At 66.7% G+C, this 21,661-nt stretch carries 24 protein-coding genes; 16 read left to right on the forward strand and 8 right to left on the reverse strand.

Annotated elements, in window-relative coordinates:
• The first annotated feature begins 161 nt into the window (after positions 1–161).
• The 5 genes from ACYVG2_RS06300 to ACYVG2_RS06320 are packed head-to-tail and all read left to right on the forward strand — an operon-like array spanning position 162 to position 4,080.
• Entirely contained in the window at positions 162–911 is a 750-nt protein-coding gene (locus tag ACYVG2_RS06300) for a DUF2520 domain-containing protein (RefSeq protein ID WP_460780187.1), read from the forward strand.
• A complete protein-coding gene (panC, locus tag ACYVG2_RS06305) occupies positions 908–1,759 on the forward strand; it encodes a pantoate--beta-alanine ligase (protein WP_460780188.1) in 852 nt (283 codons plus the stop codon). The genes ACYVG2_RS06300 and panC overlap by 4 nt, the downstream gene beginning before the upstream one ends.
• Positions 1,759–2,169 carry an aspartate 1-decarboxylase gene (gene panD, locus ACYVG2_RS06310; RefSeq protein WP_448966905.1) on the forward strand — a complete coding sequence of 137 codons (411 nt, stop codon included), beginning with the start codon at positions 1,759–1,761 and terminating at the stop codon, positions 2,167–2,169. Before panC ends, panD begins: the two co-directional genes overlap by 1 nt.
• Entirely contained in the window at positions 2,166–3,035 is an 870-nt protein-coding gene (panB, locus tag ACYVG2_RS06315; protein WP_460780189.1) for a 3-methyl-2-oxobutanoate hydroxymethyltransferase, read from the forward strand. Before panD ends, panB begins: the two co-directional genes overlap by 4 nt.
• Before the next feature lie 37 nt (positions 3,036–3,072).
• Positions 3,073–4,080, forward strand: coding sequence for a PfkB family carbohydrate kinase (locus ACYVG2_RS06320; RefSeq protein WP_460780190.1), 1,008 nt, complete (start codon positions 3,073–3,075; stop codon positions 4,078–4,080).
• A gap of 13 nt (positions 4,081–4,093) precedes the next feature.
• On the opposite strand, the gene ACYVG2_RS06325 is transcribed toward ACYVG2_RS06320, so the two are convergent.
• Positions 4,094–5,326, reverse strand: coding sequence for an MFS transporter (locus ACYVG2_RS06325; RefSeq protein WP_460780191.1), 1,233 nt, complete (start codon positions 5,324–5,326; stop codon positions 4,094–4,096).
• A 95-nt stretch (positions 5,327–5,421) separates the two neighbouring features.
• Here ACYVG2_RS06325 and ACYVG2_RS06330 point away from each other — a divergent pair, with 95 nt between their 5' ends.
• Positions 5,422–5,727 (forward strand): ArsR/SmtB family transcription factor, encoded by a 306-nt coding sequence (locus ACYVG2_RS06330; RefSeq protein WP_448966901.1) that lies wholly within the window; start codon positions 5,422–5,424, stop codon positions 5,725–5,727.
• 39 nt (positions 5,728–5,766) lie between these two features.
• Here ACYVG2_RS06330 and ACYVG2_RS06335 read toward each other — a convergent pair whose 3' ends face one another.
• Positions 5,767–6,525 carry an SDR family NAD(P)-dependent oxidoreductase gene (locus ACYVG2_RS06335; RefSeq protein WP_460780192.1) on the reverse strand — a complete coding sequence of 253 codons (759 nt, stop codon included), beginning with the start codon at positions 6,523–6,525 and terminating at the stop codon, positions 5,767–5,769.
• A gap of 140 nt (positions 6,526–6,665) precedes the next feature.
• Positions 6,666–7,169 (reverse strand): MarR family winged helix-turn-helix transcriptional regulator, encoded by a 504-nt coding sequence (locus ACYVG2_RS06340; protein ID WP_460780193.1) that lies wholly within the window; start codon positions 7,167–7,169, stop codon positions 6,666–6,668.
• 94 nt (positions 7,170–7,263) lie between these two features.
• Here ACYVG2_RS06340 and ACYVG2_RS06345 point away from each other — a divergent pair, with 94 nt between their 5' ends.
• Entirely contained in the window at positions 7,264–8,193 is a 930-nt protein-coding gene (locus tag ACYVG2_RS06345) for an NADP-dependent oxidoreductase (RefSeq protein WP_460780194.1), read from the forward strand.
• Here the strand turns inward: ACYVG2_RS06345 and ACYVG2_RS06350 are convergent.
• The gene (locus ACYVG2_RS06350) at positions 8,177–8,866 is read right to left on the reverse strand and encodes a hypothetical protein (protein ID WP_460780195.1); all 690 of its coding nucleotides are present in this window, start codon (positions 8,864–8,866) and stop codon (positions 8,177–8,179) included. The genes ACYVG2_RS06345 and ACYVG2_RS06350 overlap by 17 nt on opposite strands.
• Positions 8,867–9,061: 195 nt before the next feature.
• Between ACYVG2_RS06350 and ACYVG2_RS06355 the strand changes: the two genes are divergently transcribed.
• The gene (locus ACYVG2_RS06355) at positions 9,062–9,670 is read left to right on the forward strand and encodes a hypothetical protein (RefSeq protein WP_460780196.1); all 609 of its coding nucleotides are present in this window, start codon (positions 9,062–9,064) and stop codon (positions 9,668–9,670) included.
• Positions 9,670–10,260, forward strand: a complete 591-nt coding sequence (locus ACYVG2_RS06360; RefSeq protein ID WP_460780197.1) for an RNA polymerase sigma factor — start codon at positions 9,670–9,672, stop codon at positions 10,258–10,260. The genes ACYVG2_RS06355 and ACYVG2_RS06360 overlap by 1 nt, the downstream gene beginning before the upstream one ends.
• Before the next feature lie 36 nt (positions 10,261–10,296).
• On the opposite strand, the gene ACYVG2_RS06365 is transcribed toward ACYVG2_RS06360, so the two are convergent.
• Entirely contained in the window at positions 10,297–10,878 is a 582-nt protein-coding gene (locus ACYVG2_RS06365; protein WP_460780198.1) for a TetR/AcrR family transcriptional regulator, read from the reverse strand.
• A 37-nt stretch (positions 10,879–10,915) separates the two neighbouring features.
• On the opposite strand from ACYVG2_RS06365, the gene ACYVG2_RS06370 reads away from it, so the two are divergent.
• Positions 10,916–12,121 carry an MFS transporter gene (locus ACYVG2_RS06370; RefSeq protein WP_460780199.1) on the forward strand — a complete coding sequence of 402 codons (1,206 nt, stop codon included), beginning with the start codon at positions 10,916–10,918 and terminating at the stop codon, positions 12,119–12,121.
• A 132-nt stretch (positions 12,122–12,253) separates the two neighbouring features.
• On the opposite strand, the gene ACYVG2_RS06375 is transcribed toward ACYVG2_RS06370, so the two are convergent.
• From ACYVG2_RS06375 to ACYVG2_RS06385, 3 genes are all read right to left on the reverse strand, one after another.
• On the reverse strand, positions 12,254–13,585 hold the full coding sequence (locus ACYVG2_RS06375) for an MFS transporter (protein WP_460780200.1): 1,332 nt from the start codon (positions 13,583–13,585) through the stop codon (positions 12,254–12,256).
• Complete coding sequence (locus ACYVG2_RS06380) at positions 13,582–14,799, reverse strand: M24 family metallopeptidase (protein WP_460780751.1); 1,218 nt, start codon at positions 14,797–14,799, stop codon at positions 13,582–13,584. The genes ACYVG2_RS06375 and ACYVG2_RS06380 overlap by 4 nt, the downstream gene beginning before the upstream one ends.
• A 94-nt stretch (positions 14,800–14,893) precedes the next feature.
• Positions 14,894–15,583, reverse strand: a complete 690-nt coding sequence (locus tag ACYVG2_RS06385) for a TetR/AcrR family transcriptional regulator (RefSeq protein ID WP_460780752.1) — start codon at positions 15,581–15,583, stop codon at positions 14,894–14,896.
• A gap of 158 nt (positions 15,584–15,741) precedes the next feature.
• On the opposite strand from ACYVG2_RS06385, the gene ACYVG2_RS06390 reads away from it, so the two are divergent.
• The 6 genes from ACYVG2_RS06390 to ACYVG2_RS06415 all read left to right on the forward strand — a co-directional run bounded on the left by ACYVG2_RS06390 (position 15,742) and on the right by ACYVG2_RS06415 (position 21,656).
• Complete coding sequence (locus tag ACYVG2_RS06390; protein ID WP_460780201.1) at positions 15,742–16,311, forward strand: DapH/DapD/GlmU-related protein; 570 nt, start codon at positions 15,742–15,744, stop codon at positions 16,309–16,311.
• Between the two features lie 82 nt (positions 16,312–16,393).
• Complete coding sequence (locus ACYVG2_RS06395) at positions 16,394–17,425, forward strand: ABC transporter substrate-binding protein (RefSeq protein ID WP_460780202.1); 1,032 nt, start codon at positions 16,394–16,396, stop codon at positions 17,423–17,425.
• Positions 17,425–18,210: a class I SAM-dependent methyltransferase gene (locus tag ACYVG2_RS06400; protein ID WP_460780203.1), complete on the forward strand. Its 786-nt coding sequence runs from the start codon at positions 17,425–17,427 to the stop codon at positions 18,208–18,210. The genes ACYVG2_RS06395 and ACYVG2_RS06400 overlap by 1 nt, the downstream gene beginning before the upstream one ends.
• Positions 18,207–19,430: a FecCD family ABC transporter permease gene (locus ACYVG2_RS06405; protein WP_460780204.1), complete on the forward strand. Its 1,224-nt coding sequence runs from the start codon at positions 18,207–18,209 to the stop codon at positions 19,428–19,430. The genes ACYVG2_RS06400 and ACYVG2_RS06405 overlap by 4 nt, the downstream gene beginning before the upstream one ends.
• Entirely contained in the window at positions 19,427–20,233 is an 807-nt protein-coding gene (locus ACYVG2_RS06410; RefSeq protein ID WP_460780205.1) for an ABC transporter ATP-binding protein, read from the forward strand. Before ACYVG2_RS06405 ends, ACYVG2_RS06410 begins: the two co-directional genes overlap by 4 nt.
• A 52-nt stretch (positions 20,234–20,285) precedes the next feature.
• Positions 20,286–21,656 (forward strand): DUF222 domain-containing protein, encoded by a 1,371-nt coding sequence (locus ACYVG2_RS06415; RefSeq protein ID WP_460780206.1) that lies wholly within the window; start codon positions 20,286–20,288, stop codon positions 21,654–21,656.
• Positions 21,657–21,661 lie beyond the last annotated feature (5 nt).

Raw genomic sequence — 21,661 nt, forward strand, 5'->3', positions numbered from 1 at the left:
CGCGCCCGGATCAATACGTAATGCCGATTGCGTTGTTCATGCGCATATAGCCCACCAGAAGTGTCGCGATGGTGTGCGTTTTGCATCTGGATTTGGTGCGACACGCCGAGCGGGCGGATACTCGTGGCATCTGAGCCGTCCGATCCCGGCCCCGAATCACCATGACATCCTCCGTCACTCTCGCGCCCGAGACGACCATCGCCATCATCGGCGCCGGCCGCCTCGGTGGCGTGCTCGCGCGGGCGCTCCGCGCGCAGGGCATCGTCGTCCACGGTCCGCTCGGACGCGGTGGTGGCGTTCCCGACGTGGACATCGCGATCCTCTGCGTCCCCGACTCGGCCATCCCCGAAGCCGCAGCCTCGGCTCGACGGACGGCGACCCGCATCGGTCACGTCTCGGGCGCCACCCCGCTCGATGATGTCGACTTCAGCGTGCATCCGCTGCAGACGTTCACCGGTGCCGAGTCCCCTGACGTGTTCCACGGCATCGGCGCCGCGATCTCCGGTCGCACCCTAGACGATCAGCGTCTGGCCGCGCAGCTCGCACGCACCCTCGGTGCCAGCCCCTTCGAGATCGACGACGCCCACCGTGCCGGTTATCACGCGGCCGCATCGTTCGCCTCGAACTTCGTTCTGACCGTGCTCGACGCGGCGGAGCAGCTCGCGGCATCCGCCGGCATCGCGGCCGACGAGGCGCGCGACCTCCTCGCTCCGCTCCTCCGGCGCACGGTCGACAACTGGCAGGGCGGGGGCGCGGCAGCATCCCTCACCGGACCGATCGCCCGCGGCGACGAGGTCACGATCGCTCGCCAGCGCGCGGCCGTCGACGAAGCCGACCCCGCGCTGACGAGTCTCTTCGACGAGCTCGCCGCCGCCACGCGTGCGATCGCCCGCGAGAAGGCCACGGCATGAGAATTCTCCGCACGATTCCTGAAGTGCGTGCCGTCGTCGAGAACGCGAGGCGCGCCGGTCACAGAGTGGGTCTCGTCCCGACCATGGGCGCCTTCCACGACGGCCACGTCTCGCTGATGCGCGAGGCGCGGAAGAACGCCGACCTCGTCGTCGTCTCGCTGTTCGTCAACCCGACCCAGTTCGGTGCGAACGAAGACCTCGGCAGCTATCCCCGCGACGAGCAGGCGGATGCCGCGCGCGCCGAGCAGGAAGGCGTCGACATCCTCTTCGCCCCCGATGCAGCCGAGATCTATCCCGACGGTTTCGCGACCAGCATCCACGTCGCGGCCGTCACCGAGATGCTCGACGGCGCGGCCCGCGGACCGCACCACTTCGACGGCGTCGCCACCATCGTCGCCAAGCTGTTCGGCATCGTCCGCCCCGACGTCGCGTACTTCGGGCAGAAGGATGCGCAGCAGATCGCCGTCGTCCGCCGTCTCGTGCGCGACCTCGACCTCGACGTGCGCATCGAAGCGTGCCCGATCGTGCGTGAAGCCGACGGACTCGCCATGAGCTCCCGCAACGTCTACCTCGACGCCGATGCCCGCGTGCAGGCCACGGCACTCAACCGTGCACTCGACGCTGCCGCGGCTCTGCATGAGTCGGGCGAGCGCGACGGCGACAGCATCCTCTCCGCCGCGAGCCGGGTGCTCGACGAGGCCGGCATCACGCCCGAGTACCTCGAGCTCCGCGACGCCGAGAGCCTGCAGACCGTCACGAGCGTCGAAGGCGACGCCCTCCTCGCCGTCGCCGCCCGCGTGGGCGCTGCCCGACTGATCGACAACCACATCCTGAAACGGAGCGCCTGATGCGTCGCACCATGCTGAAGTCGAAGATCCACCGCGCCACCATCACCGGCAGCGACCTCAACTACGTCGGCTCGATCACGATCGACCCCGATCTGCTCGAGGCCGCCGACATCCTCGCGCACGAGCAGGTGCACGTGGTCGACGTCGACAACGGCGCGCGTTTCGAGACGTACACGATCGCCGGGGAGCGCGGATCCGGTGTCATCCAGGTCAACGGCGCCGCTGCCCGCCTCGTGCACTCCGGCGACACCATCATCGTCATCTCCTACGCCGACTACTCGCGCGAAGACCTCGAGACGTACGAACCCGTCGTGGTGCACGTCGACCGGGCGAACCGGATCATCCAGGTCGACGACGTCGTGGACCGGCTGCTGACCGAGGCCTCTTCTTCGGTCGGAGCAGGCGCATGAGCGTGCACGCGACGACGCGCACGCGGGTCACTCTTGCGGGTCTCGCCGAGAAGAAACGCGTCGGTGAGCCGATCGTCATGGTCACCGCCTACGACCATCCCGGTGCGCAGATCGTCGAGGCCGCCGGCGTTGACGTCGTGCTGGTCGGCGACTCGGGTGCGATGACGGTGCTCGGCTACGACAGCACCGTGCCTGTCACGGTCGACGAGATGCTCATGCTCACTCGCGCGGTGCGGCGCGGTCTGACGATTCCGCTGCTCGTCGGCGATCTGCCGTTCGGATCGTACGAGGCATCCGACGCGCTCGCCATCGCCACGGCGCAGCGTTTCATCAAGGAGGCCGGCTGCGACCTCGTGAAGATCGAGCGCGGCGGCACCTCGGTCGACCGCGCACGCGCTCTCGTCTCCGCCGGCATCCCGGTCGTGGGGCATGTCGGGCTCACCCCGCAGACCGCCACTGCTCTCGGCGGGTACCGCGCGCAGGGTCGCAGTGCCGAAGCTGCGCGTGCCGTGATCGATGACGCGCTGGCCCTGCAGGATGCCGGTTGCTCGCTGCTCGTCATCGAAGCCGTGCCGTCGGAGGTGACTGCCGCACTCAAGCCGCTCATGCGAATCCCCGTGATCGGGATCGGCGCGGGAGCGGATGCCGACGGCCAGGTACTCGTATTCCACGACCTGCTCGGGCTGTACGACGGCGGTGCGGCGAAGTTCGTCAAGCGCTACGCAGACTTGCGGACGGATGCTGTCGCCGGGGTCGCGGCGTACGCCGAAGACGTGCGTTCGGGAGCGTATCCGGCGACGGAGCACTCGTACTCGATGCCGGATGATGAGGCGGCGGAGTTGCGGGGGATGCTCGTCGGGCGGTAGCCGACCGTCCGCAGATCCTGATGGATATGCTGTCCGCATGCGCAGCCCTGCCGAGACCGATGACCTCCTCGCGCAGGATGTGCGCCGACCACGGGTGATCCACACCGGACAAGCCCTGGTCGACCTGGTCATCGAAGTGGCAGACCTTCCCGCGCGCGGACAGAACCTGATGGCCGACTCCGTGGCCGAGTACGCGGGCGGCTCCGTCACCGTGCTGCTCGCGGCGGCGCGGCTCGGCGCCGATTGCCTGCATGCCGGGGCGATCGGCACCGGTCCATACGGCGATCTGATCCGTGAAGCGCTGGATGCTGACGGCATCGCCGCATCCGCCCCGCCGGTGACCACGCAGGACACCGGGGTGTGCGTCGTGCTGATCGAGCCCTCCGCGGAGCGCACGTTCGTCACGACGCTGGGCGCGGAGCGCGAGATCACTGTCGACTCGCTCGCCACCGCCGACGTGCAGCCCGGCGATCTCGTCTGCGTCACCGGATACTCGCTGGCCGTCGCGCAGACCCGCGATCCGCTGCTGACGTGGTTGAAGACGCTTCCCGAGGATGCTGTCGTCGTCCTCGACCCCGGTGCGGCCTTCGCCGAGCTGCCTGCCGACGTGCGCGACGCGATGCTCGCCCGCACCGACGTGTGGACGGGCAATGCCGAGGAGGCGACCGATCTGCTGGCTGCGCTGGCTGTGCCCGTCGAGGACTCGACCCACGCATCCGAACGCGAGATCGTGGCGCATGCACGCGCACTGGTCCCGCTCATGCGCGCCGGCGCCGTCACCATCGTGCGCGACGGAGCTGAAGGATGCGCGGTGCACGCGCACGGCGAGAGCACCTACGTACCGGGCTTTCCGCAGACTCCCGTCGACACCAACGGCGCCGGCGACACCCACACCGGTGCGCTGCTGGCGGGCGTCGCCGAAGGTGCGACCTGGGTGGACGCGTGCCGACGTGCGAACGCCGCGGCGGCGATCAAGGTCACGCGTCGCGGGCCGACGACCGCTCCGACCGCGGACGAGGTCGAGGAGTTCCTGCGCGTGCGGTGAGGTCGCGGCATCCTCAGATCCTGCTGCGCACCCGGAACACCAGCGCCAGCACCGAGAGCGCGATGACGACCACGCCGTAGCCGACGCACACCGCACCGAGCCCGACGACGCCGACCAGCATCCCCGCGATCACGGCCGGCACGCCGAACGCGAGATACGCGAGAAGGAAGATGACCGCGAACGTGTCGGCGCGCTCGGTCGCGGGGATGCGCGGTGCGAGCGACGCGATCACGCCCGAGAACGCGGTGCCGAAGCCCATCCCGGTCACGCCGGCGGCGATGAGGTAGGCCGGGAGCGAGCCGAGGGCGAGGGCTCCGAGAGACATCGCCGTCCCGGCGGCGAGGGCGGCGGTGCCGAAGATCGTGATAGTTCGCGGTGAGCGGCGGCGGAGGACGAACGCCGTGATCGCCCCGACGCCGGTGAGGATCGCGACGCCGAGACCCTGCCAGATGTGCGCGACGCCGCCGAGCTCGTTGTGCACGATGTTCGCGCCGAGGGAGAGGAACAGTCCGCCGGTCGCCCAGCCCGCGACGACAGCGGGCGCTGCGCGCCAGAAGTCCGCACGGATCGCCGGCGGGATCGAGAGGCGGAACTGCAGCGAGGCCCAGACTCCCGGCTTCTTCGGGGCGGTCTCGGGGGCGAAGAAGAAGAGCACCGCGAGGACGAAGTAGGCACCCGTGAGCGGTACGAACACATCGACCAGCGGTTCGCCCAAGATGTCGAGCGCGGCGCCGGACAGGAGCGCACCGGTCGCGAGGCCGATGCCCGGGGCGAGCGCGTTCCACAGCGCCGCGGTCGCGGGGCGGGCCGGGTGCGCGAGGTCGAGCACTGAGGCGGAGAGCGCAGAGAGCAGGAGCCCGCTCGCGATGCCCTGGATGATGCGTGCCATGAAGAGCAGCGCGACCGAGTCCGCGTGCGAGAACAGCAGCATGCTGCCCGCGAGCAGGACGAATCCGACGATCGCGACCGGACGCCGGCCGACGTGATCGGACAGCGACCCGGCGGTGAGCAGCGTGAGCAGCAGCGCGATCGCGTAGACCGCGAACACGGCGGTGATCACGATCGGGGCGAAGCCGATCTGCTCGGCGAGGACCGGATAGAAGGGCGAGGGTGCGCTCGCGCCGGCCATCATCAGGATCTGCGCCACGACCGCCAGCGCGAATCCGAAGCGCGTGCGGGCGGAGCGTGAGTACGACGGGATGCCGGGGCTGGTCTGCCGGATGGCGATCGGTTCGGTCGTGGTCATGCGTGCTCCTCGAGTTCGAGACTCTGTCGGTTCGAGAATCATCGAACTATCGGAGCGTACTCGCCCTTCTTCAATTGTTCAACTATTATCGAACCATGCCCGGTGATCTCCCGCATCCGGAGCGCTCCGACATCCAGCTGACGGACGTTCTCTTCGCGCTCAGCGACCCTGAGCGCCTCGCGATCGCGCGCCAGCTCGCCGACGGCCCCCTCGACATGGCCGCCTGTCACGCCACCGATCCCAACCTGCCGAAGTCGACCAAGTCGCACTTCATGAAGGTGCTGCGCGAGGCCGGCGTCATCCGCAACGAGCCCAACGGGCGCCGACGGATGCTGACGCTGCGGCGCGACGATCTCGACGCCCTGTTCCCTGGGCTGCTGGATTCCGTGCTGCAGGCATAGGGCGCTGCAGCGAGCGACCGCCAGCATCCTTCAGGTCGCTCATCGAAGGTGAGAGGCCCCGTTGAAGTCAAGGATCGTGCCCGATGCCCATGTTGCCGAACCCGATGTGAGGTAGGCGACGGCTTCGGCGACCTCGTCCGGCGTTCCCACTCGACCGAATGGACTCTGTTCCTTGATGCGGTCGCCCGATGCGCCGGAGAGGATCTCGGCCTGACGCTCGGTCGCGATCATGCCGGGCGCCACCGAGGCGACCGCGATGTCGTGCGGGGCCAATGCGAGCGCCATCGACTGCCCGAGCGCCTGCAAGCCGGCCTTCGTCGCTGCGTAGGCCGGGTGATCGGGCTCGCCGCGGAAGGCGCCGCGCGAGCCGATGTTCACGATCGCGCCGCCGGATCCGCGGGCGATCAGGTGCTGGGCGAACAACAGGGTCACGTTCGCGGCCCCGAGCAGGTTGACCTGCACCATCGGGATCCAAGCCTGTTGCCACTGCTCGAATGTGGTCGAGTCGGGCCGGTGCGCGTTGCCTGCGTTCGGCGCGACCGCGGCGTTGTTGACCAGGATGTCGAGCGATCCGAGTGCGGCGACCGCATCGTCGACGACTTGCTGGCTGCCTGCGGGTGTACCGATATCGCCGCCGACGATCGCGTGCCCGGTGCCGTGGAGGGATGCGAGCGTCTGCTCCGCGGCTGCCCGATCGCTGGAGTAGTGCACGGCGACCCGATCACCGCGGCGAGCGAAGTTCTGCGCTATCGCGCGACCGATGCCGCGGGAACTGCCGGTGACGAGGGCGTTGGGCATGGTGAGCTCCTTCGAGGATGCCGGGGTGCATCAGCAGTCCACCGCGTTGACGGCGAGGTCGGCGAGCGGCGTCTCCTTGTGCTTCGCGAGTATGTCACGTCCCGTGCGTCGCACCGTGAACGTCTCCCCGCCGCAAGCCGCTACGCCGTCTTGCTGCTCCGCCGCCTCGTCGCAGACCGCGGAGGGTTCGCGCGCAGGTGACCGCTGACCTGCGTCATCACTCGGGCGAGCACCTCGACATCGTCGCCGGCGAGTGACTCGAACAGCAGGCTCTTGACGACTTCGATGTGCCCGGGGAACACCTTCGCAAGCACCTCGCGTCCCTCAGCCGTGATGGCGGCGATCGTGCTGCGTTCGTCTTCGGGGGAGGGCGTGCGGGTGAGCAGGCCGCGCTCCTCGAGCAACTGGGCCTGGTACGTCAGACCGCTGCGGCTGTAGACGAGGTCGTCGGCGAGGTCCGTCATCCGCTGGCTGCCGTTCGGTGCGTCTCTCAGCCGCGCGAGCACCTGGAACTGCACGTAGCTGAGCTTTCCGACGTCGCGCAACTGCTTCTCCACCGCATGCCGCAGAAGGCTGCTCACCTCGGTGAAGGCGAAGTAGGCCGCGAGCTCGGTGGAGGAGAGCTGGGGAGGGCGAGTGCTCATGCTTCAAGTATACGTGTTGCTTCGAATTCAAAGCAGTGCTACTGTCGCCATGTGCTTCGAATTCGAAGCACATTCGAAATGAGAGGACAGGATCATGAAGGCAGTACGGTTCCACGAAGTGGGCGGACCAGAGGTACTCCAGTACGGCGAGATCGATCGACCAGAGCCGGGTGCGGGGCAGGTGCGGCTGCGGGTCGCGGCATCCGCGTTCAGCGCTGCCGACAACGGCATGCGCGCAGGATTCCTGCCGATCCCACTCACGCTCCCGCACGTCCCGGGGTACGACGTGTCGGGCACGATCGATGCGATCGGCGAGGGAGTCGACGGGTTCGCCATCGGGGACGAGGTGATCGGATTCCTACCGATGGGTGAGGACGGCGGGGCGGCGGAGTACGTCGTCGCACCCGCGGATGTGCTCGTCGCGGCACCGACCAGCGTGCCGCTCGCGGATGCTGCGGCTCTGCCATCAGTCGCGCTCACCGCGTGGCAGGCGCTGTTCGACGACGGAGGGCTCGAGGCCGGTCAGCGGGTGCTGATCGTCGGCGCCGGCGGGGTGGTCGGAAAGTACGCCATCGCCCTGGCGAAGCGAGCCGGGGCGCACGTGATCGCGACCGCGAGCCCGCGGAGTATCGACGCGGTGCGAGCTGCGGGTGCGGACGAGATCATCGACCGCACCGAGGCCGAGGTGCTCGATGCGGTCTCCGAGCCGGTCGACCTTCTGCTCAACCTCGCTCCCATCGAGCCGGCGGAGTTCACCGCCCTGGTGAGCCTCGTCCGATCGGGTGGAGTCGTCGTGAGCACCACCGCCTGGATGCCGGCGCCGGACGACGCTGAACGGAACGTGCGCTCGGCCGTCGTGTTCGTCCGCAGCGACACCGAGCGGCTCACCGAGTTGGTCTCACTCGTCGACAGCGGCGCCCTGCATCTCGAGGTCACCCGCCGGATCCCGCTGGCCGAGCTGCAGGCTCTGCACACGGAGGCGGCCGAGGGCCGGATCGCGGGGAAGGTCATCGTGATCCCGTGAGGCCGGGCGCAGGGCGGGCCGCGATCCGATCCTGGAACGCGATCGTTGCGACGATACCGATGAGCAGGATCAGCTCGAATGCGTTGACGATCGCGGCGCTGGGGACCGGCAGCGCGACGGCGCTGCCGGCCACCATCAGCACGGTGACCACGGTGAGCCATGGCCAACGCTCGCGAACCCAGACGACGATGCCGGCCACCAGCAGGGCGAGGGCGACGAGGAGGACCATGACCGGCGGTCCGCCTGGAGCGTTCTCGTTGCCGTAGCTGAGCGTGCCGTACTCCCGTTGCGCCACGAGTCGCATCGGCAGCGCACCCACGATCACCTCGTAGACCATGAGTGCCGCAGTCGCGGTGAGCGCCGCCACCGCCGCCCAGGTGGTGCGCGCCCAGCGCATTCCGGTGCGGATCAGCACATGCCAGGCGACGAGAACGAGCAGCGGTGTCAGGAAGGCGTGCAGCCAGTAGCGCGCGGCATTCATTGCTTCGAGTGCGTCGCCTTCGCCGATGATCGCACCGAGCCCGATGACGGTGTTGTCGTAGACCAGACCGAGCACCACTAGGAGGGAGAGATCGGAAGCGATCGCTCGGCGTCGCGCGAACAGCAGCCACACGCCCCAGACGAGGAGCGCGAGATATGCGACGGCGAACCCGAGGTGTATGAAACTGTCCATGTCGCTTCACGGTAGGTGCGCGGCGTCATAGAGCCCGGGCCCTTGACGAGAGGCGGTCGCGCATGGCATCTCGACGAGTCCGGCCGGCGGGTTCGCCTATCCGGCATGCGGCGCGTCACTCGTCTGATGCGATTCTGAGACGGTTCGCCTGCGCCCGTCATGTCCTTTGTACGGGACGATGATCAGGAGAGCGCGATGAACGAAATGTTGAAGTCGGATCTCGCATCCGCCGATCCGGTTGCCGGGGGTGAGGATGCGACACTCCATGGGCTCGTGCAGCGTATGGCCCGCGATGCTCAGGCCGCGGCCGCGACGGGAACCGCGGGCCGGAGCTCGTGGTGGAAGCGTCCACGCGCAATGGTCCCCATGGGCCTCGTCGCTCTCGTGGCTGTGACCGGTGCGGCCGTGCTGATTCCTCTCCAGCTGGGCATCAACGGGACGCACGTCGAGCTCGACGCAGAGATCCCCATCGTGTACACGACCGACACGGGTGTCGAGGTCAGTTGTCGGTTCGGGATCTATTTCGGCGATCCTGCCGATCGGAGCCCGGCCGACGAACGGCTCGCCGCGTTCATGAACGAGCACGATTGGACAGGTATCGGGCAGCGCATCTACGACAAAGCGATCGCCGACCCGTTCGTTCCCGGTCCCAACGACGAGTGGGAAGTCGATACTCCGGAACTGCGGGACCAGTCATCGTTCTTCCGCGCCACAGAAGTGATCTGGGAGGAGATACCCGACGACCTGATGCACGACGGATGGTCCTCCGGCAGCACCATGGATTGCAAAGGCCAACTCCATTGATGCGTCGACGGTCACTCCCTCCGGAGATTCACGACTGGGTCGAGCTCGTCATCCAAGACAATGCCGACGATCTTCTCCGCTATCTGACGCGACGAGTGAACCAGCGAGAGGATGCAGCGGACCTGCTCGGCAATGTGTTCCTCGTTCTGTGGGAGAAGGGTGCACGGGTGCCGACCACGGACGAGGGTGCCAGAATGTGGTGCTTCGGAATCGCCCGCAACGTGCTCCGCGAGCATCGCCGGAAAGCAGTGAAGTCGATCGACCTCGCGAACGCGCTACGAACTCGTCTCCGCGACGTGCCCGAGCCTGACAACGCCGCGGATGCCATAGCCGAGACAGCGCTACGAGCCAGCGACGTGCGAAGCGTGCTGATGCGCCTCGACGAGCGAGCGAGGGAGCTTCTGATGCTCATCTACTGGGACGACTTCAGCATCGCGGACGCTGCTCGTCTGCTGTCCATCAACGAATCAACCGCAAGGACGCGTCATGTGCGCGCACTTCGCCGCCTCGAGGCGATGCTCGAATCGAGTCATCACCGAGCCGTCACCAGTGGGGATCGCAGTGACGCCGCAGTGACGCGAGGAGCTTGATCACAGACTGTCCGGCCGGACAATGCACGCGTGCTCTCACCCCCGCGCGGTGCCCACGATCCGTTCGACGGCCAGTCGTGCGACTGATCGGTCATGCGGCACGACGTCGAGCGCGCGATGGATCGTCAGCCCCTCGATCAAGGCATCCAGCATCCTCGCCGTGATCGGATCGAAGTGCCGCTCGAGCGCGGCGCGGCTGCGGGCCATCCATCCGCTGGTGAGTTCGCGGTACGGCGCTTCGCGGGCGGCGAGGGTGTACAGCTCGTGGGTGAGCACGAGATCGCGTTCGGTGCCGAAGACGTCTTCGGCGATCAGCATGACAACCGCTTCACGGGCCTCGTCGACCGTGGCCGCTGCCGAGAGCCTGCGCTCGAACTGCTCGGCGATATCCCGACTGAAACGTCCGAAGGCCTCGCGCAGCAGCTCATCCATGCCCGAGAAGTGGTACGTCATCGAGCCGAGCGGCACCCCGGCCGCGCCGGCCACGCGCCGGTGCGATGTGCCGGCGACTCCGTGCTCTGCGATCACATCGAGGCAGCTCGCGATGATCCGCTCTCGCCGATCCGGGTCATAGCGCCGGTTCGTTCGCGGCGCCTTCGCGCCGGCATCCGTCGTCATGCGTACGAGTGTACGCGTCACGTGTACGATCGTCCATATGTCTTCTTCGATCGTCGTCGCGCCGGCCGTGCGCCGTGCACGCATCGGCGTCGCACTCCTGTTCCTCACGAACGGCGCGTTGTTCGCGAACATCCTGCCGCGCTATCCCGAGATCAAGGTGCAGCTCGGCCTCGACGCCGCCACCTACGGAATCGCGATCGCGGCGTTCCCGGCCGGCGCGATGGTGGCAGGGCTCGGAGCAGCCGTGCTCATCCGGCGCTTCGGGTCGGCGAAGGTGGCGGTGGTCGGCACCATCCTCACCAGCCTCGGCATCCTCGCCGCCGGCCTGGCGCCGTCGGCCGTGTTCTTCGCACTCGGCCTCTTCCTCGGCGGCGCGGCGGATGCGATCACCGACGTCGGCCAGAACGCGCACAGTCTCCGCGTGCAGCGCGGATACGGGCGCTCGATCATCAGCTCCTTCCATGCGATCTGGTCGATCGGTGCGGTGCTCGGCGGCTCGATGTCCGCTGCGGCGATCGCGCTGGCGCTGCCCCTCGGCATCCATCTGGGCATCTCAGCCATCGTGTTCTGCGTCGTCTCGCTGGTCGCGCTGCGGATGTGCCTGCCGGGGCGCGACGAAGTGACGGAGGAAGAGGCGATCGCCGGCGGAACGGAGATCAGCGGTGCACTGCGCCGCGGTATCTCAGGAAAGACCGTGGCCGTCATTTTCGCGCTCGTACTTCTGTCGATCGCCGGCGCGATCGTCGAGGATGCCGGAATGTCGTGGGCGACCCTCTACCTCGGTGCGGATCTCGCCGCACCGGCCGCGATCGCCACCACCGGCTACATCGCCCTCGTCGGCGCGCAATTCATCGGGCGGATGATCGGCGACGGCATGGTCGATCGCTTCGGGCAGCGTGCCGTCGCACAGGTCGGCGGACTCCTCATCGCGGTCGGGATGGGGTTGGCGCTGACTTTCCCCACGATCCCTGGAACGATCCTCGGCTTCGCGGTCGCCGGATTCGGCAGCGCGACCCTCATCCCCGCCGCGTTGCAGGCCGCCGATGCGCTGCCGGGTCTTCGACACGGCGCCGGGCTCACGATCGTGTCGTGGCTTCTGCGACTGGGCTTCCTGCTCTCGCCGCCGTTCGTCGGTTTCATCGCTGACAACGCGGGGCTGCGCGCGGGATTGCTCGTCGTGCCGATCGCCGGTGTCGTGGCGATCGTGTGCGCCGGAGTGCTGGAGAGGCGCCGCAGCGTGTGACGTAACGAAGCCGCGCGTCGGAGTAATCCAACATGGCGCACTTCCTGTCTCGAGGAGCTCAACTCACAGCGAGAGGGTGGGGTAGGGCTGATATCAGCCCTACCCCACCCTCTCGCTCGTTGAGTGTCATGATCACGCCGGTGTTGAGGTCTCCTCGTTCAAGCTCTCAGGCGCGACCGACAGGATGTGTCGCCCGAGCGTCAGCAACGCGATCACGCCGCTGAGAACGAGACTTACTGCCATGACCGCAAGGGGAAGGCTGTACTCCCCGGTGGCGTCGCGGAGCCAACCGGTGAAGTATCCCGCGACGAAGCCGCCAAGACTCCCGACAGTGTTGATCAGCGCGAGTCCTGCGGCGGAGCTTGAGCCGGACAACGAGCCCGTGGCGAAGCTCCAGAAGATCGGCGCGGCCGAATAGATTCCCACAGCAGCGATCGTCACGCCTCCAAGAAGCACGGGAAAGGATCCGCTGCGGCTCAGTGCACACGCCAGGACAGCGATGCCGGCGACGATGATCGGGACCCCATAGTGCCATGGACGCAGTCCTCGACGATGAGAGTAACGGCTCCAGGCGAACGAACCGATCGCGCCCAGTGTGAAGGGAATGAACGTTACGAGGCTCACCGCGCCAGGGCCAGCCTCGGCGATCGCGGAAGTGACCAGCGGGAGAAAGAAACTGATCGCGAACATCGGGAAAGTCATGAGGAAGAAGATCCCCGCCAACCGGAGTGTCACTGGGCTACGAAGTGCGCCGAGGAAGCCCTTCTGATGGTGTCCGGCCTCTGCGGCTTCAGAAGCCGCGGCCATCGCGTCCTTCTCGTCGGGTGTCAGCCAGCGCGCATCGCGAGGCAGGGATGGAAGCGCGAAGAACACCACGATCCCGAGTGCGACAGCGGCGATTCCTTCGAAGGCGAACATGAATCGCCAACCCTCGATCCCGAACGTCGTGTCCCCGAGATCGATGAGCCAGATTGATAGTGGCCCGCCCAGGGCAGTCGACAGCGGCAAGGCGACGTAATAGATACCGAGCACAAGGATTCGCTGTGGTCCGCTGAACCAGAGCGAGATGTACAGCAAGATACCGGGAAGCAGGCCAGCTTCTGCGATGCCGAGCAACGCACGAGCCAGCGCGAAGGTTGGGAAATCCACTACCAAGGCGTGCAGCGCTGCGACGATTCCCCAGGAGACCGCAATACGCGAGAGCCACTTGCGCGCACCGACGCGGAACATCACGTAGTTGCTGGGAATCTCCAGGAGGACGTACCCGATGAAGAACACGGCGACGCCGATCCCGTACGTTGTGGCTGTCAGATCTATGGCAGGGTTCATTGTCGGAGCTGCGAACCCGACGTTCACGCGGTCGAGATAATTGACGAACAACAGTAGCGCCAGTATCGGAAGTAGCCGTTTCATCGCCTTACTATTGGCTCGCTGCAGCACTGTCGGGCGGCTTACGGCGCTCATAGTCCGGCCTCGATGATCTGGCGCGACCCGACAGGAGTGGTCAGGTTGGTCGTTTCCTGAGCACCTACGTAAACCAGGTCTTCAATGTGATATCCCTGCACGGGATCGACCCACCCGAGCTCGACCTGCATCGTCATCCCTTCCACGATCGGGTCCTCATAGTCGACTGTGAGCTGTGGTTCCTCGTGAACGACGAGACCGATGCCGTGCCCGACGATGCCCCAGCGAAATTCTTCGCCTAGTCGCGCGTACTCGCGCCGTGCCAAATCGGCGACCTCGCGCGCGACAACGCCCGGCCTCAGGAAATCAACGACGGTATCGTGCACGGCGCTGATGTGATCGAAGCGTGTTCGTTGTTCGCGCGAAGCCCTACCGACCACAGCTGTCCGTGCGATGTCTGACCAGTAGCCGTCAATACGCACGCCCCAATCGGATCGGATCAGCATGCCTTCCTCGAGTTCTGTGCGGCGGGGGTATGGATGCCACTGACCGCCGCGGCATCCTCCGCCGAGAATCGTATGGGTCAGCTCGTGGGCACCGTCATGAATCAGTCCATCGTTGATTCGGGCAGCAACCTCGATCTCGGTTTCGCCCGCGCGAGCAGAGCGCAGACCCTTCTCGAGATGGTGGGCTGTGAGTCGATTTGTCGCCGTGATCCGCTCTCGCTCTGTAGGCGTCTTCACCATTCGCATCGCGTTCAGCAAAGGCCACGCGTCTCCGAACCGAATCCGGTTGTTTCGACGGACAAGCCCGTTCGTGAGCTTGAATGGAACAGTACGGCCCTCGATGCCCAAGTAGGCTCCCTCGAGTCCGAGTTCGCTCAACACAGCTGATGTGACGGTGACCATGTCATCGTGTTCGCCGGCGTAACCGCGGATGTCCTCGATGAATGGGCGGCTTTCCTCGGGGGCCCATGAGCCGGAATCCCTGCCACTCCAATTGTCCGCGCGCGGAGCCGGCACGATATAGACGGGGTCGCCACCTTTTGGCCAGACGACGATGTGCATTCTTTCCCATAGCAGCCGCATATCTGGGTGGTAAAAGCCAGAGAGGTAGGCGGTGTTCTCGGGCCAAGCCGCCACGATGCCGTCGAACTCGCTCTCCGCGAGGAGCCGTCGAATGCGGGAAACATCTGAGTACTGCGCGGATGCAGCCAGGGCGTCCTGTGGCGGGTGCGAGCCGGGCGACGGAACGATAGGTAGGTCAAGAGTCATGGTCACGGTCTCCTCATTGAATACGGTGTATCGCCCATATATACACCGTATTTATCTGGACACGCTAGCCCCGATAGTCCTTTGCCCGCCCAAGTTACGGGTTTGCGGGAGCGTCCAGCCCGCGGAGCAGCGTCCGCAACGTTGCGGTGAAAGGTGGTCGAAGGCTGACGCTCGCCAGTGCGTCAGCGGATTCGAGAGTTCGTGACAGGCCCCGTTCTCGCGCTATGTTGGCCAGTTCTTCGCCGTGAGCGCGCACGCTCTCATCGGTCAGGTCCCGACGGGGCAGTTCGAACATCACGTGGCCTACAGTGACGGTGAAGATCTGCCAGAACGCTTGAGCTGCGGCCGTTCCCACGATGTTCGCCTGTTCGAGACTTGCCAGTATGGACTCCTGCATCCGGGCCAGTCCGTCGGAACCACGCGGGATCGGTCGTTCCATGAGCAGCGGCACGGCATCGGGATGAGCGAGGAGTAGCTGTCGCCATGCTGACATCGTCGTGATGACTCGTTCCATCCAGTCGGTCTCGAATGCGGGGGGAATCTCCATCAGTGAGATGATGCGCAGAAGAACAAGATCCAGGAGCTCAGTCTTGGAGCCGACGTACTTGTAAACAGACATCGGCGACAGTGACAGGTCCGCGGCTATCGTTCGAATCGACAACGACTGCAGGCCTCGAGTATCAATGATTCGCAGTGCGGTGTCGACGACGTCGCTGACTGTAATCGCGGTTGGCCGAGTTGTATCTGCTGCGGGTACTGTCGCTTCTCGTTTCGCACGTGACATCACGCCGTCAGCCTACTGAGAACCGATCCAGTCTCGTGGCTGAGCCTCGAGGGGCGTGTTCGTCTCGGCTCCGACCTTACGAACGTGCGGGCCGCGAGGTCGCAATCTCTACTCTCGCACCCCAGACTGATCACGAGACCCGCAATAGGAGGCGCACTATGGACCTGGAAGATCTTCTGGCCGAACTGAATTCCGGACGCACCATCACGGGAGACTCGCCGCTCCACGAGATCATGCATCGAACGAGTCAGGATGCGATGCGCATCACGGGTGAACTCAACGGCGGGTACCGCGAGCCGGCCGAGGTGCGTGCGCTGCTCTCGCGGCTCATCGGCAAGCCCGTCGACGAGACGGTGACCGTGTTCCCGCCCTTCTCCTCCGACTTCGGGCGGAACATCACCCTCGGCAAGCGGATCTTCATCAATGCCGGATGCAAGTTCCAGGACCAGGGCGGCATCTCCATCGGCGACGATTGCCTCATCGGCCACAACGTCGTGATCGCGACCCTCAACCACGATCTCGCCCCGAGCCGTCGCGCAGACATGCACCCCGCCCCGGTCTCGATCGGCCGCAACGTCTGGATCGGTGCCAACGCCACGATCCTCGCGGGAGTCACGATCGGTGATGACGCCGTCGTCGCCGCAGCATCCGTCGTCACCAAGGACGTACCCGCAGGGTCGATCGTCGTCGGCTCGCCGGCACGCGTCGTGCGGTCGGTCCCCGTCTGAGTCTCGCTCGCGACACCTGCGCCGGACGCACGAGCACCGGTCCGATTTCGCGCGGGCGTGGGCGGAGCTATACGCTCAGTTCATGCGACTGAGAATCATTATCATTAGTGCGATCGCCGCGGCGACGCTCGGCCTCGCCGGCTGTGGTGCAGCATCCGCGCCCGCCGTGAACGACGCGGCGGCTGCCGGCGGCGGGGGCGAGAGCTTTCCTCTCACCATCGAGAACTGCGACACCGAGGTCACGATCGAGCGCGCCCCGCAGCGCGCGGTCTCGCTCAACCAGTCCGCCACCGAGATCATGATCGCGCTCGGACTCGAAGATCGCATGGCCGGCACCTCATACGAGACCGACCCGATCGGGGACGACATCGCCGACGCGTACGCCGCGATCCCGCTGCTGACCGACGGGCTCCTCAAGCACGAGACGCTGCTCGAAGCCGAACCCGACTTCGTATACTCCTCCTTCGCATCCTTCCTCACCGCCGAGAATGCGGGCGAGCGCGCCGAGCTGCATGACCTCGGCGTTCCGACCTATCTCAGCGAGTTCGACTGCACCTACCATGTGGCCGTCGAAGGCGGAGCGACCTTCGACATGCTCTTCGACGAGATCGAGACGATCGCCCAGATCTTCGACGTGCCGGATGCCGGCGAAGAGGTTGTCGCAGCTCAGCAGGCCGTCGTCGACGAAGGGCTCGAAATCGCAGAACAGATCGAGGGCACGCCGAAGCTGGTCTGGTTCTACTCGACGGCGGCCTCGGCATCCACTCCGTCCGTCGCGGGCCCTGGCGGCCTGCCGCAGACCGTCACCGAGATGCTCGGTGCCGAGAACGTTTTCAGCGACGCCGCCACCAAGTGGCCGGAGGTCAGTTGGGACGAGATCGCCCTGCGCGATCCCGACGTGATCGTGCTCGCCGACCTCACCCGTGGATACCCGGGAGACACCGCCGAGGAGAAGATCGACTTCCTCAAGAGCGATCCGCTGACCTCGACGATGGATGCCGTCATCAACGAGCGATTCATCATCGTCCCCGGTCAGTACATGGACCCGTCGATCCACAGCGTCCAGGCGCTTCCGACCGTCGCTCAGGGCCTCGTCGACCTGGAGGCCAAGTGATGACGCACGCGATCGAGGACCTGATCCGCCGTTGGGACGACCAGCAGGCGGCGTACATCACAAACCGCGAAGAGCGCTTCGAGATCATGCTCGACGTCATCGCCTATCTGTGCGCGACCACGCCGGGTCTGGAATCCGACGGCTCAGGGCTCGTCGCACTCGATCTCGCCTGCGGTCCGGGCAGCCTGTCGCAGCGGATACTCGAGCGCTTCCCCCGCGCCCGAGTGGTCGGCGTCGACTACGACCCCGTGCTGCTCACACTCGCCGGCGCCTGGCTCGGTGCACGGTACGGCGAACGATTCACGACTCTCGACGCCGATCTCGCGGCACCGGGATGGGAGAAGGGACTGCCCGAAGGGGCGCCGCACGTCGCCGTCTCATCCACGGCGCTGCACTGGCTGGAGCCCGCACAGCTCGTCGCACTGTACGCCACGCTCGCAGCGGTGCTGCCGCCCGACGGCGTCTTCATGGATGCCGATCATCTTCGATACGACCCCGCCACCCAGCCCCTCCTCAGCGCGATGTCGGCCGCTGATGACGAGCGCACCCAGCACGCCGCGCACTCGCAGGGCGTGCAGACCTGGGATGAATGGTGGGCGGATGCCGTCGCGCTCGCCGAACTCGGTCAGCACAAGGCCGAGCGTGAACGGCGATTCGCGGATCGACCGGCCACGCCGCACGCGCCACTCGACCTGCACCTGAGTGCGCTGCGCACGGCCGGATTCTCCGAGGCGGGCGTGATCTGGCGTCACTACGACGACGTCGTCGTTCTGGGACGGCGATGACGAGGGTCACCGAGACGGATGCCGGGGTCGCAATGCCGACCCCGCATCCGTCAGCCGCTGCTCGCTCCGACACCGGCAGCGTCGCCCCCGACGCTGTGATCCCCTCGACCGTCGGCATGCCGGCCTCGACCGTCGACTCGCAGCCCTCGACCGTCGGCGCGCCGACCGGCCGGGCCGCCGGCGATCGCACGCGTCGTCGGCTGCAGTCATCGGGCGTCCTCATGCTCTTCGCGGCGGCACTCGCCGCGTCCATCGTCGCGGCGACCTTCGTCGGCACGGCGAGCATCGGCCCGCTCGACGTCATCGCAATCGTCCTGCGCCATCTCGGGCTCGATGTGCTCGCTCCGGTTCCCGCCGTCTCTCCGCTCATCGACGCACTGATCTGGGAATCACGGCTGCCGCGGGTGCTGCTCGCCGCGACTGTGGGGCTGGGACTCGCGGTCTCCGGCGCCGTGCTGCAGTCGATCACGCGCAACCCTCTCGCCGAGCCGTACCTGCTGGGCGTCTCGTCCGGTGCTTCCACCGGAGCGGTCGCGGTCATGATCCTCGGCTTCGGCTCGGGCGCCGTGAGCCTCTCGATGGGGGCATTCGGGGGAGCGCTCGTCGCCTTCACGATCGTGCTGCTGCTGATCGGTGGGGGCCGGGTGTCGAACCCGTCCCGCGTCGTGCTCACCGGAGTACTCGTGTCGCAGTTATTCTCCGCCGTCACCTCGCTCGTGCTCATGCTCAACGGCGACGCCGATTCGACCAGGGGGTTCACCTACTGGCTGCTCGGCTCGCTCGGCGGCGCGCGGTGGGAGCCGCTCATCGTCGCGTCGCTCGTCATCGTGATCTGCGCCGTCGCCTGTCTGCTGTTCGCGCCGGCGCTCGACGCCTTCACCTTCGGATGGGACACGGCCGCCTCGCTCGGCATCCGCGTCACGCACACGAGGGTGGCGCTGATGATCCTCACCGCACTCATGACGGCCGCCGCGGTCGCGGCATCCGGGGCGATCGGATTCATCGGGCTCCTCGTCCCGCACGTCGTCCGCTTGCTCGCCGGTCATACGCACCGGATGCTGCTGCCTCTGTCGGCGCTCGGAGGAGCGATCTTCCTCATCTGGGTCGACACCTTCGCGCGCTCGGCGTTCGCACCGCACGAGGTGCCGGTCGGCGTCATCACCGCGCTGCTCGGCGCGCCGGTGTTCGCTCTCGTCCTACGGAAGGCGGCGCGACGATGACCGTGCTGACTGCCCAGGGCATCGCGTGGTCGGCGGGCGGAACCGCGATCCTCGACGCCGTCTCGCTCGAGGCCCGCTCGGGGGAGATGCTCGGCATCCTCGGGCCGAACGGTGCAGGCAAGACCTCGCTGCTGCGCATCCTCGCCGGCCTGCGCCGCCCGGATGCCGGCGAGGTCCTTCTCGACGGGCAGAACCTTCGATCCCTGAGGCGCCGGTCCGTGGCCCGCAGGCTCGCGATCGTCGAGCAGTCGCCGGAAGTGCACGACGACATCACGGTGCAGGAGACCGCGGCGCTGGGACGGACACCGCACCGCGGCACGTTCGCCGCCCTGGACAGCGAGGATCATGCCGCGATCGAACGCGCTCTCGCGCTGACAGGGATGGGGCTTTATCGCTCACGTACGTGGCGCAGTCTGTCGGGAGGTGAGCAGCAGCGCGCCCAGCTCGCTCGAGCTCTCGCTCAGGATCCCGACGTGATCGTGCTCGACGAGCCGACGAACCACCTCGACATCCGCTACCAACTCGACGTGCTCGCTCTGCTCTCCTCGCTGGAGATGACGGTCATCACCGCACTGCACGACCTCAATCTCGCGGCACGGTTCTGCGACCGGGTCGTGGTGCTCCACGATGGCGGTGTTCGGGCGGCGGGGCCCCCGGCCGACGTGCTCACCTCAGAGCTGCTCCGCGGGGTGTACGAGGTGGATGCCGTGGTCGAGACCTCACCCCACACGGGAACTCAGGTGGCGACCTACCTCGGCGGCACGGCGGCCGGTGCGATGCGGACCGCCGATTCGCGGACCTGAGAACCTCGCCGCTCGGGATTTCATCTCCCAGATTCGAATTAATGTTCGACAAATGAGTGACACTCGGGTAAGCTCGAGGTATGTCGACGTTGACCGGTCTTCACGGGGCGATATCTGCCTGGATGAGGTGTGGGCGGATGCCGGCGAGTCGAACGAACTTTCGAGAGATCAGTTGATCGCGGTCACGAATGCGATCGGCCTGTTGCAGCGCCGGCTCGACGCTGTTCATGCAGGGGTCGCGGCGGGTGTCGCGAGCGAGTCGCGTAGCGAGTTGGGCGCGGATTCTTTGGCGAAGCAGCACGGATTCCGGACGCCGGCCAAGTTGATCGCGGCGGCCACAGGCGTCTCCACTGGCGATGCCATCCGTCTGATCAAGGTGGGCGAGGCGACGGCGACGCGCACGGATCTGCTCGGTGCGCGGCTGCCGGCGAAGTATCCGCTGGTGAAAGCGGCATTGGAAGCCGGATCCGTCAGTGCGCAGGCGGCCGCATTGATCATCGCGGTGCTGGAGCGATGCCGCATCGCCGCCGGTCCGGAACGGACGGGTGACGGTGAAAAGCTTCTGGTCGATGCTGCTCCCGGACTCGCGCTCGATGAGATCCGTCGACTCGTCGTTCGGGTCGAGGCATGGCTTGACCCCGATGGCGTCGAGCCGAGGGCTGATGAGCAGCGGGGCAAGCGTTCGCTGACGTTCTTCGAGCGCGGCGGACGGTTGCATCTCAACGGGAGCTTCGACGTCGAGACCGGTGCCCCCATCGTCGCCGCGCTTCGCGGCTATGTCACCGCCGCATTCGCGGCGCGGAAAGACGCCACAGACCCCGACTCTCCGGATGCCGACCGTCGCACCGTGCCGATGCTGCACGCCGACGCGCTCGCCCTGTTCTGCTCGCACGTGCTCGGCTGCAAGAGCGAGAAGCTTCCCCTCGCGGGGGCCACCGTCATCCTCCGGATGCACGTCGATGACCTGGAAGCGGCCACGGGGGCCGCCACGATCGATGGCATCGATCAGCCGATCAGTGCAGCCGCCGCCCGGCGGATGGCCGCGGACGGTGGTGTGATCCCCTGTGTTCTCGGCGGAGACAGCGAGATCCTCGATTGGGGTCGGAAGAAGCGCTTCTTCAGCAAAGCCCAACGCCTCGCTCTCGTCGAGCGCGACGGCGGATGCGCCATGTGCAATCTCCCACCCGCGATGGTCAAGGCTCACCACATGCAGTGGTGGAAACGACATCACGGCCGAACCGACCTCTCCAACGGCATCCTGCTGTGCGAGAGCTGCCACCACCGCATCCACGACAACGGATGGGACATCCGCATCGACGGCACGGGTGTGAATGCACGGGTCTGGTTCATTCCGCCCGCTCACGTCGATCCGGCTCGAACTCCGCGACTGGGCGGACGTGCGCGCTTCGACATCGCCGCGTGAGCGAT

The sequence above is a fragment of the Microbacterium shaanxiense genome, from assembly GCF_054779995.1.

Excerpts from the sequence above, each read along its gene's own strand:
- ACYVG2_RS06300 (WP_460780187.1), top strand. The coding sequence starts at position 162 with ATGACATCCTCCGTCACTCTCGCGCCCGAGACGACCATCGCCATCATC.
- panC (WP_460780188.1), top strand. The coding sequence starts at position 908 with ATGAGAATTCTCCGCACGATTCCTGAAGTGCGTGCCGTCGTCGAGAAC.
- panD (WP_448966905.1), top strand. The coding sequence starts at position 1,759 with ATGCGTCGCACCATGCTGAAGTCGAAGATCCACCGCGCCACCATCACC.
- panB (WP_460780189.1), top strand. The coding sequence starts at position 2,166 with ATGAGCGTGCACGCGACGACGCGCACGCGGGTCACTCTTGCGGGTCTC.
- ACYVG2_RS06320 (WP_460780190.1), top strand. The coding sequence starts at position 3,073 with ATGCGCAGCCCTGCCGAGACCGATGACCTCCTCGCGCAGGATGTGCGC.
- ACYVG2_RS06325 (WP_460780191.1), bottom strand. The coding sequence starts at position 5,326 with ATGACCACGACCGAACCGATCGCCATCCGGCAGACCAGCCCCGGCATC.
- ACYVG2_RS06330 (WP_448966901.1), top strand. The coding sequence starts at position 5,422 with ATGCCCGGTGATCTCCCGCATCCGGAGCGCTCCGACATCCAGCTGACG.
- ACYVG2_RS06335 (WP_460780192.1), bottom strand. The coding sequence starts at position 6,525 with ATGCCCAACGCCCTCGTCACCGGCAGTTCCCGCGGCATCGGTCGCGCG.
- ACYVG2_RS06340 (WP_460780193.1), bottom strand. The coding sequence starts at position 7,169 with ATGAGCACTCGCCCTCCCCAGCTCTCCTCCACCGAGCTCGCGGCCTAC.
- ACYVG2_RS06345 (WP_460780194.1), top strand. The coding sequence starts at position 7,264 with ATGAAGGCAGTACGGTTCCACGAAGTGGGCGGACCAGAGGTACTCCAG.
- ACYVG2_RS06350 (WP_460780195.1), bottom strand. The coding sequence starts at position 8,866 with ATGGACAGTTTCATACACCTCGGGTTCGCCGTCGCATATCTCGCGCTC.
- ACYVG2_RS06355 (WP_460780196.1), top strand. The coding sequence starts at position 9,062 with ATGAACGAAATGTTGAAGTCGGATCTCGCATCCGCCGATCCGGTTGCC.
- ACYVG2_RS06360 (WP_460780197.1), top strand. The coding sequence starts at position 9,670 with ATGCGTCGACGGTCACTCCCTCCGGAGATTCACGACTGGGTCGAGCTC.
- ACYVG2_RS06365 (WP_460780198.1), bottom strand. The coding sequence starts at position 10,878 with ATGACGACGGATGCCGGCGCGAAGGCGCCGCGAACGAACCGGCGCTAT.
- ACYVG2_RS06370 (WP_460780199.1), top strand. The coding sequence starts at position 10,916 with ATGTCTTCTTCGATCGTCGTCGCGCCGGCCGTGCGCCGTGCACGCATC.
- ACYVG2_RS06375 (WP_460780200.1), bottom strand. The coding sequence starts at position 13,585 with ATGAGCGCCGTAAGCCGCCCGACAGTGCTGCAGCGAGCCAATAGTAAG.
- ACYVG2_RS06380 (WP_460780751.1), bottom strand. The coding sequence starts at position 14,799 with ATGACTCTTGACCTACCTATCGTTCCGTCGCCCGGCTCGCACCCGCCA.
- ACYVG2_RS06385 (WP_460780752.1), bottom strand. The coding sequence starts at position 15,583 with ATGTCACGTGCGAAACGAGAAGCGACAGTACCCGCAGCAGATACAACT.
- ACYVG2_RS06390 (WP_460780201.1), top strand. The coding sequence starts at position 15,742 with ATGGACCTGGAAGATCTTCTGGCCGAACTGAATTCCGGACGCACCATC.
- ACYVG2_RS06395 (WP_460780202.1), top strand. The coding sequence starts at position 16,394 with ATGCGACTGAGAATCATTATCATTAGTGCGATCGCCGCGGCGACGCTC.
- ACYVG2_RS06400 (WP_460780203.1), top strand. The coding sequence starts at position 17,425 with ATGACGCACGCGATCGAGGACCTGATCCGCCGTTGGGACGACCAGCAG.
- ACYVG2_RS06405 (WP_460780204.1), top strand. The coding sequence starts at position 18,207 with ATGACGAGGGTCACCGAGACGGATGCCGGGGTCGCAATGCCGACCCCG.
- ACYVG2_RS06410 (WP_460780205.1), top strand. The coding sequence starts at position 19,427 with ATGACCGTGCTGACTGCCCAGGGCATCGCGTGGTCGGCGGGCGGAACC.
- ACYVG2_RS06415 (WP_460780206.1), top strand. The coding sequence starts at position 20,286 with ATGAGTGACACTCGGGTAAGCTCGAGGTATGTCGACGTTGACCGGTCT.